We start from the raw sequence: 8,291 nt of genomic DNA on the forward strand, positions 1-8,291 counted from the left end.
AAAGGAAGAATCGGCTTACAACCTCCGTTTCGATTCTTCAAAAGCGCAGGTAGCATCCTTCAAATTGACAGCATGATACTCCGAAGTGAATCTGAACTTGCGTCAAGACATCTCAAGCAATCTGAATTTCGTAATGTAGATGCGATGCAATAAGAACATATATTCGTTATGTTTGGGTGTTGATGATGGAGGGCTGCGTCGCGATTGAACTGCTCTTTCGGGCCTTCTCTACGAATTCGCTGATCCAAGATCTTGTTGTGTTCTTGAGGATCCGGATGTTTTCGGTCGCTTCAATGTCGATTTCCATCATTGCCCTGTCGGCGATGTCGTCCGGCAATGTCGGCAAGCCACTGGGAGCAGTCTCCCTGTACTTCTTGGCAAACATGGATACGTATCTTTCGACAAAGAACTTTTTGTCGCTTACGCTTAGCTTGGAGAAGTGGCTCATCAAATTGAAGCGGGAGAGGAGTTCTGCCGGGAAAGTTTCATTGATCTTCCCGAGGGGGCAGTTTGTCGTGAATACGATGATGAACCCGCGGAGATCGTGCTCCATCCCTTGGGAGTCCGTGAACGATCCTGTCTCGAGGAGATCGAGGAAGAAGTTCCAGACGGCGGGTTCAGCTTTCTCGAACTCATCCACCAGGAGAATTCCGGCATCGGACGAGTCGATCTTCTTTCCCAGCTCGCCTTCTTCGCTTCCCATGTATCCTCTCGGGCTGCCAATCAGGGAGTTTAGAGAGTCCTTGCTGCTGTAGTTCCCAAGATTGACTTTAGGGAGGGGCTGGCATGGCGCGATTGCCTCGCAGAGAATCTTGGCGACTTCTGTTTTCCCGACACCCGAAGGGCCAAGAAGGAGCAACGAGAATACCGGCTGCTCGTCGAGCGCGTTGAAGAGCCTGAAGCTGCGCGATCGGGATTCGAAGGAGCGTTTGAATTCGATCTGGCCTATGAGCTCGCTTTCGAGGGTGGTGAGGACCTGTTTGAATTCGAGTTCGTCGAGGGATACGAGTGTTCTCTTTACTCTTTTGTCCTTCTGGGCGTCCTTATCGATCTCGATGTCGCATTCTATAATGTCGTCGAACATGGTTCTCAATTGGTATGCTCCTTCGTTCACGGTTTTATCGTCTCCGATGAAGAGGGTGCCAAAGGGTAGCTGGTGGACGAGGAGCTCGAATTTCGATGCCAGCTGAAGATCGCCCGAGAGTAACCCCACAAGTGATGAAACGTCCACGACGAGCTTTTTCTCGGAGAGGAGCTCGGAGATTTGGTCGCTTCCGTGTAGTTCGAGAAGCGACATCAACTTGAAGCCGCCGTCTCCGAGCTGGTCGATCAGGGCTTTATACTGGGATTTGTTGTATGTGACGAGTTTGCGCATGGCGTTGCCTATCAAGCCTCGAAGGACACTGCCTGAATGACAGCAAGGATGTCTATGTAATAGCCCTGTTCTACCCGATTGCCGCCGCCGGTCATGGCGGTGGGTGACGGGTTCTTTCCGCATATAACAATGTCGTTCTGCGGCGTGCGTTTCGGGTCGTCTGGCTGTTGGAAGTAATCGAGGGGGCTCTTCATCTGGGCCGGGGTGATTTTCCCTTTGCATATCCCGACGATGCCGACCTTTCCGATGAGCAGGTCGTCGATTGTGTACCCGCTTTCGAACATTTCTTCTCCATCGAGGGGAATCTTCGCGTACAGCGGCGTTCTTCTTCTTGCGCGGTTTCCTCTGAGCTTGAAGGCTGCGCCGTCTCCTATGAAGGATTGCATCATGTGGCCGATGTCGAGGTCTCCGGCATCGGAGACGGTGATTCCGTCGAAGGTCCCGCTCATGATTGCCATGATGCCTCGAATCTCCTCCTCATTGATGAGCTCCAGCGAGACATCGCCGATGTATGCGAGGTCGCCTTCTGCAAGCGTTGTTCCGCTTTCGGGGGCTTTGCAATGCTCCATTATGTCGGCGAGCATCCGGCTATTTGTGTTCACGTATTCGAGGGTGTCCACGATCTTCTCTTGTTTTTCGTGCCTGACGCTTCCTTCGAGTTTTGCCCTGAGTTTCGTCAGAAAGGGAGGGTTGAGCTCCGCTTCGGCGTTCAATGATGCTCTCTTTGTCGTCCCGTTCTGGTTTTCCTTGGAGCTTGTAGTCTTGAGTTTGTTGTCCAGGAGCATCCTCGTCTCGAACACCTTCTGCTGATTCATGTAGTAGACGGTGAAGAGGCCTGGTATTTTATTTTCTGGCATAGTTCCTCCGCTCCTTTCCTTTAGCGTGGGGCTGTCGTTGTTTCCGCCCTTCGTTATCCGCGTACCATCCGTTTCACACCATACGTATCATTGCCACTCCGAAAAAGCAATCGGACCCACCATGCAGCCGAGACGGACAGAAGACCGTGAGCACGGCGAAGAAGACGTGACTGGCGCATCCTTCAATCTATGCAACAAATGAAATCAAGCCGGCACCGCGCAAGCGCAAAACAAGACCGCTGGCACTGAAGCGCACGGCAAGTGGAGCATCGGTGCTACTTCTGTACGGGATACCCAAATCGGCTCTCAAGCTCCTCCAGATTTCTCAAGAACAAACGCCTTCTCATTGATCCAGTTTTCGTTTCAACGTTCGTTTCTTCCAGTGCAGTCTTTATCTCAAGTATCCATTCAACTAAATCCGCCGATGGCACCCCACCCGGAATCCAAACGTTATGAAGATGCACAAAGAACTTGCGAAGCGCCTCTTGATTCGCCGCATCTTCTCTACAAAATGACTCGACAATGACTCTCGGACTAGCATTAACCAACACTTTGACATCGCGTTCTGCAGCATCGTTGAGAAGTCGAGCAATCTCCCTGCCCGTCAGTCCCTCCGCTCCCTCAGATATCATCAACTGACTCGACATCTTTTTATTCAGCTCTGTCCGAGCATAACGCTCAAGTTCTTCGGCGAGCGCCCGTCTTTTCCGCCTTTCGTCTGCACTAAATACTGGTCCAGAGAGGAGCTCAGAAGCTTTGTCTAGATCGGCATCGATCACTTTCTTGCAATATTTGATAAAGTCATTTTGCGAAAATGGACATTCCCATTTGAGGTCAGATAGCAGGTAATAAACCTCGAGCACGTCGTGCAAACAATCGACTGAATAATGTGCTCTAGTAACTAAATCATAGTAACGCTGCGCGAGGCCATCTACATTATCGTCATCAAGATCGTAAGCGCACCGCATACTTTTAGCGATCTCCCTAACTTCGAGGGTATCGCGGTTGCTCGGGTACCGTTTCCAAATGTATGTTTTAAACCCTTGTTCGAGATCTTCAATATCTACATCGCCTGAAGGGTCGAATGCCTTACCTATCACGGAGAAATCAGAGTATTGCTCGTAAAGAGACACTCTGCGATCGTATTCCAGCGCCTCCGGACTGAGCCATTCCTCTGGCTTTCCGTTTTGTGGCATGGAAGGTGCGTTCCCCATGGAGGTCAACAAAGCAAAATGGACTGCGTCCCGTAGAGCGTAAAACCGGTTTTGAAGTGCAATTCCTGTATTTTGAAGCACCTCAAGGCTGCAAATTCTTCTGATTAGCTCATGAGCACGAATCATTGCCCGAGCATTTACGCATCCGCTGGCCTCTACCCCCGCAAGTATGGCGCTATGCATATCAAGGTCTTCCGATGGGCGACAATCTCCCATGAGAATTTCTTTGGCCAATGCAGACGGGCACGGCTTGAAAGGATAGACTTTCCAAATTAGCTTTTCGCGTACGTCCCTATCGAACTCTCGCATCGATTGCACATCACTTCCTTCCCAGGCATTTGAAACCAGCATGACCTTCAATCCAAGTCTTTCGACAAGATCGTTCATCGTTCCGAATAGCGCCAAATCGTCGCTATGTTTAGAACGCCTCTCCACATCATCGAATACAAGAAAGTGCTTCTTTTTGAGCATTAGGCAGGCAACGGATTGTATCCCGACGGCGAGATTCACCGATAATCCCGTTCTTTTAATTAAAGCCCTCGAAATACCGTTGAGGGCGCCCCCTATAGTTTTGGCAGCAGCTTGCGCCTTCATACCTTTATCGCTAAGGTGTACAAGCGCCATCACAATACGTTCGTATAGATCATCAGCAGTGGCAATTCCGAACATGGAAACGCGGACAAGGTTGTATTCGCCCTTTTCGAGATACTCGTTGAGTTTCCCTTCGATGAATCGGGTCTTTCCCGATCCCCAATCTCCCTCAAGTGCAATTGCATATTGATTGTCCTTATCCTTGAGATAGGAATCAATATGATCGATGAGCTGATCAGCAGGCTCTTTTGACCGGCATGTCTCCATTATTTCCTCCTGCATAAACTTATAGCGAAAGATTTCCTTCGCTGCGCTAGATCAAACCGCAACCGAGGTCGCCCCGTTCACAACAATGATGGCATAAGCTCGATCGAATGAGTATTTGAGCGCCCCCCAATATTCGCGGTACGGAAACGTGCAAATACTCACTCGATGCTAGATCTGCGCTAGCGGCCGAGGCCATCGGAGAAGATCCGTTTGTCGCGGGCACGATGACTTCGCGTCGGTGATGCCGCCCCTTGTGATTTCAAGCTAGTTCGCCGTGGCGGCGTTCCTACGGGGGAAGCGTTGCGGCTCCTCTTTTCTGAATCTGGCAAACCACCTGTAAAGGCGCGACTCTCTCAAGTGGTTGAGCTTACTCAGTCTTCCGCGCTCATGTTGGACGAGAGGCACCGCTCGATGCGGTCGGCCCATTTGTTCCTGCGATTGGCGTTTGCTTGCATCACCGCAACCTCTTTGAATTGGCGTTGCAGCATGTTTGCCTTAAGAAAAACAAGCTGTTGAGACGCACCCATTTATACGCTTACGAAACGGCAACCATCGATCATCCCTTATTATTCGGAGTTAGAAGTATCGCCCCACGACGCTAAGCCGGTGACCATCCAGTGACTTTTGACAACAAAATAGACATCGCCAATCTGATTGTCCAAGCATTCATCGGATTCTTTACCTTGGGGACCTTGATTGCCGCATTGCGGCAAAGCAGCCAGAACAAAAGGAACAGGGAGGACGACATCAAGCGGTATCAGCCATCCCGCATATCGGCATGGTACGAAGGGGGTCGAAACCGAACCGATCAGCCCAAGGACAATCGATTCGTCTGGCAGTTAGTCGTGCTTCGAAACGAAAGCGAGTCCCCCGTCTACGACGTAATCGTCACCTGTGTCGGGATTAGCGGAGCCGGCCCCTCTTTCAAAGGAGAGGACAACCGTCCCGCTTTTCCCGACCGCGTCTGCGTCGGCACGCTTCCTCCTGGAGCATGGTACACATGGCTCCCGACGGAAGGGCACGGAATGGGAGTACGCACGGCACCCGAAACGGCTTTCACCGACGCAAACGGAACTTCGTGGGTTCGGCGAGGCAACGGAAGTCTCGAGGAGATCCCTATGGAGCCGACCTCGTTCTACAGGCTGCCCCTCCCCTTGACCTGGTACGGATGCAAGAAGCTGACCGAGTAGCCCCTTGGCATCGTCGCTTTAAGCATTGGGTTTTCCGGACTGAGACGCGAACTTTCCCGGCCGTTCCGGATAACGGGAAAGTCAGAATCATTCGGGTTTGCGGGGCGGGAACGCGAGAGCGACTCCGCCCTTATTTTTCGATACACCCATAAATTGAAGCGAGATCGGCATCATCATCTCGAAGCACTTACTCACAGATCCATATGGTAAAGGTAGCAATTCACTACCTTTTATGCATAAATTACAGGTATCTTAATTAAGCTGTTAAAAAATAATCAACAGCTGTTCTGATTAACCGGCTAATACAACCATGATTCCAACCACTGGTTTTACAAACGATAAAGACCAGCTTCCAACCACTTATTTACCATTCTCGACAAGATAATCGAAGTCAATCAGCTGAAGCTGCTCTACGAACTTCTCCAAATACGAGACAACTTCCTCGTCATTCACGAATAGCGGCCTGTCCTGCGTCAGTCTGCCTGATTTGTCCTGCGGATAGCGGAGACTGATGCCGTTGTCATCGATTTCGGCAATGGCTTTTACAAAAGCACCCATGTTCTTGATGGTTGTATTGTCTTCACGGCACTTTTGCCCCGGAAACCTCGAGAGCAAGGAGTTCCACAGGTTTGTAAGGCTGTGGTCTTTCTTAGGCTTAGCCCCACATCTTTTTATCGCCCTCTTGATTGAAAGCTCAATACAGTGCCTTGTGAGGAACATCACCGGAATCGCGTAGGAATGTTCCAGCATCACATACATGCCCGGCCTGTCGGTCGCTCTCCTCCCGGCGGCCGCAAGCTCCTTGGCGGCATTGAGGAAGGATCTAATGAACTCATCGTCGAACCTGTCGGCTTTAAGCTCGTCTTTCACCAGGGCAGACGAGTCCAACAGCATGAAATTCCTCAAAGTGGGGTCATTGAAGCCATGCATCTGAGGCTTCATGACCTGTTGATCCTTGTATTTAGGGAACACATGGTCATTGAACACGCTATCCATCAGAGAATCCCTCCTGTCTTCGCGTCTATCCTCGCCCCCGACTTCGAGTCGATGAACTCGTCCACAGCCTCGCCATAATAGACCAATAGATAGTACATCTGAGCTGATGCGGTGCCCACAGCGATGCCAGAAACTCAGACGCCCATGAATGGCGGGGAAACGTTACGAGATGGATAACGCTCCAGAGCGCATAAGGTCCGGCTACTTTGCTCGACCGGCGACGAAGCCCCATTACAGTCAGAAACGAGCTATTCGATACCCCGTTGATGCATTTCCCGGTGTCGCATACGATGCAAGCAAGCCCGTCTGGGCCGCCGATCGGGCGCCCGCGTACGGCCGTCTTTCCCTGCCCCGAAGAGGTCCCGGGGGGTATTGCCGACGCAGGCGTCGCCGTTTCAGACGACTGATAGGAAACTGCCGGACCTCAGGGAAGATGGCCACGGCCAGGTAATGTGGGTGTCGCGGGAAACGGCTTCCGATCGACCGACGATTGGAGGATACCATGGCCAACAACGCAGCGCCCGCGAGGAGGGCCGTCCTCTAGCTCGATGTCGGGAAGTCCTTCCACTGGGCCTGCATGCTCACCCGGGACGGGCAGGTCGCCGTCAACCGCCCCGTCGCGAACTCCTAGCATGAGCTCGACAGGCTGTTCTCGCTTGGTGACCACCACCGCACTTACCGGCACAGAGCTATACGCCAGGCACAAGAAAAGCCGCCGTTAAAGAACGGCGGCTTTGATTCTCGCATATTTATTAAGAGCGACTAGAGCGTCTTGAGGTACTCCCCCAGCTCTTCCTCCCAGTCGGGCATGTCGAAGCCTGCGGACTCCAGCTTGGACAGGTCGAGCGCGGAGTGGACCGGGCGCGGTGCGATGGGGCCGGCGGCGCTGGCGTAGTAGTCGGCCGTGGAGACCGGGACCACCTTGCCGCCGTTGCCGTTGGCGGCCTCGAAGACCTCACGCGCGATTTCGGCCCAGGAGGCGACGCGGCCGCTGCCGGTGCAGCCGTAGGTGCCGTAGGGGGCCTTGTTCTCCAGCACGTGGAAGATGGCCGCGGCCATGTCGCGCGTGAAGGTCAGGCGTCCCAGCTGGTCGTCAACGACGGTGATCTGGGCGAGCTTATCCCCCGGGTCGGCGACGCGGTCGGACAGCGCCTTCATGGTCTTGACGAAGTTGTGCCCCTCGCCGATGACCCAGCTCGAGCGCATGATGTAGTGGCGCGGGCAGCCGGCCACGGCGATGTCGCCTGCCGCCTTGGTCTGGCCGTAGACGGACAGCGGGGAGAAGGGTTCCTCCTCGTCGTGGACCTCGGCCGTGCCGTCGAAGACGTAGTCGGACGACACGTGCACGAGCGTGATGCCGTGCCCGGCGCAGGTGCGGGCGAGAAGCGCCGGCCCCGTCGCGTTGGCCTTCCAGGCGGTCACGCGGCCCTCGGGGGTCTCGGCTTTATCCACGGCCGTGTAGGCGCCGCAGTTGATCACGGTGCCGTAGAGCGACCAGTCGTACTGTACGTAGGCGTCCGGGTCTGACATGTCGAAGGTGTCGATGTCGCAGAAGTCGAAGTCCTTGGCGACGCCGCGCTCCTCGGCGAGCGCGCGCACCGCATGGCCCAGCTGGCCGTTGCAGCCGGTGACGAGGGTGCGCTTCGGCGCCATGGGGACGACGTCCTTGAGCATCGGGTGGTTGAGGTCGGCCTCGGAGACGGTGGCCTCCTCCAGCGGGATCGGCCACTCGATGGCGAGCTCGGGGTCGGCGAGGTTCACGAAGGTGTAGGTCCTCTTCAGCTCGAGCGACCAGTGGGCG

General features: G+C 53.8%; 5 protein-coding genes. All 5 read right to left on the bottom strand.

Features of this window, described 5'->3' with window-relative positions; translation table 11 throughout:
* Positions 1 to 166 precede the first annotated feature (166 nt).
* Positions 167 to 1,375 carry an AAA family ATPase gene (locus DW850_RS08655; RefSeq protein WP_158548965.1) on the bottom strand — a complete coding sequence of 403 codons (1,209 nt, stop codon included), beginning with the start codon at positions 1,373 to 1,375 and terminating at the stop codon, positions 167 to 169.
* 11 nt (positions 1,376 to 1,386) lie between these two features.
* Positions 1,387 to 2,232 carry a hypothetical protein gene (locus DW850_RS10210; protein WP_055287428.1) on the bottom strand — a complete coding sequence of 282 codons (846 nt, stop codon included), beginning with the start codon at positions 2,230 to 2,232 and terminating at the stop codon, positions 1,387 to 1,389.
* A 275-nt stretch (positions 2,233 to 2,507) separates the two neighbouring features.
* The gene (locus DW850_RS08665) at positions 2,508 to 4,304 is read right to left on the bottom strand and encodes a P-loop NTPase fold protein (RefSeq protein WP_158565253.1); all 1,797 of its coding nucleotides are present in this window, start codon (positions 4,302 to 4,304) and stop codon (positions 2,508 to 2,510) included.
* A gap of 1,550 nt (positions 4,305 to 5,854) precedes the next feature.
* Positions 5,855 to 6,490, bottom strand: coding sequence for a HEPN domain-containing protein (locus tag DW850_RS08675; protein ID WP_055287434.1), 636 nt, complete (start codon positions 6,488 to 6,490; stop codon positions 5,855 to 5,857).
* A gap of 762 nt (positions 6,491 to 7,252) precedes the next feature.
* Positions 7,253 to 8,291 (bottom strand): sugar nucleotide-binding protein (locus DW850_RS08680; RefSeq protein WP_117786837.1); only part of this gene is annotated, 1,039 nt, incomplete at its 5' end.

Origin of the sequence: Collinsella sp. AM36-4AA, assembly GCF_003467795.1 — a bacterium.
Lineage (GTDB): Bacteria > Actinomycetota > Coriobacteriia > Coriobacteriales > Coriobacteriaceae > Collinsella.

Excerpts from the sequence above, each read along its gene's own strand:
- DW850_RS08665 (WP_158565253.1), bottom strand. The coding sequence starts at position 4,304 with ATGGAGACATGCCGGTCAAAAGAGCCTGCTGATCAGCTCATCGATCAT.
- DW850_RS08655 (WP_158548965.1), bottom strand. The coding sequence starts at position 1,375 with ATGCGCAAACTCGTCACATACAACAAATCCCAGTATAAAGCCCTGATC.
- DW850_RS08675 (WP_055287434.1), bottom strand. The coding sequence starts at position 6,490 with ATGGATAGCGTGTTCAATGACCATGTGTTCCCTAAATACAAGGATCAA.
- DW850_RS10210 (WP_055287428.1), bottom strand. The coding sequence starts at position 2,232 with ATGCCAGAAAATAAAATACCAGGCCTCTTCACCGTCTACTACATGAAT.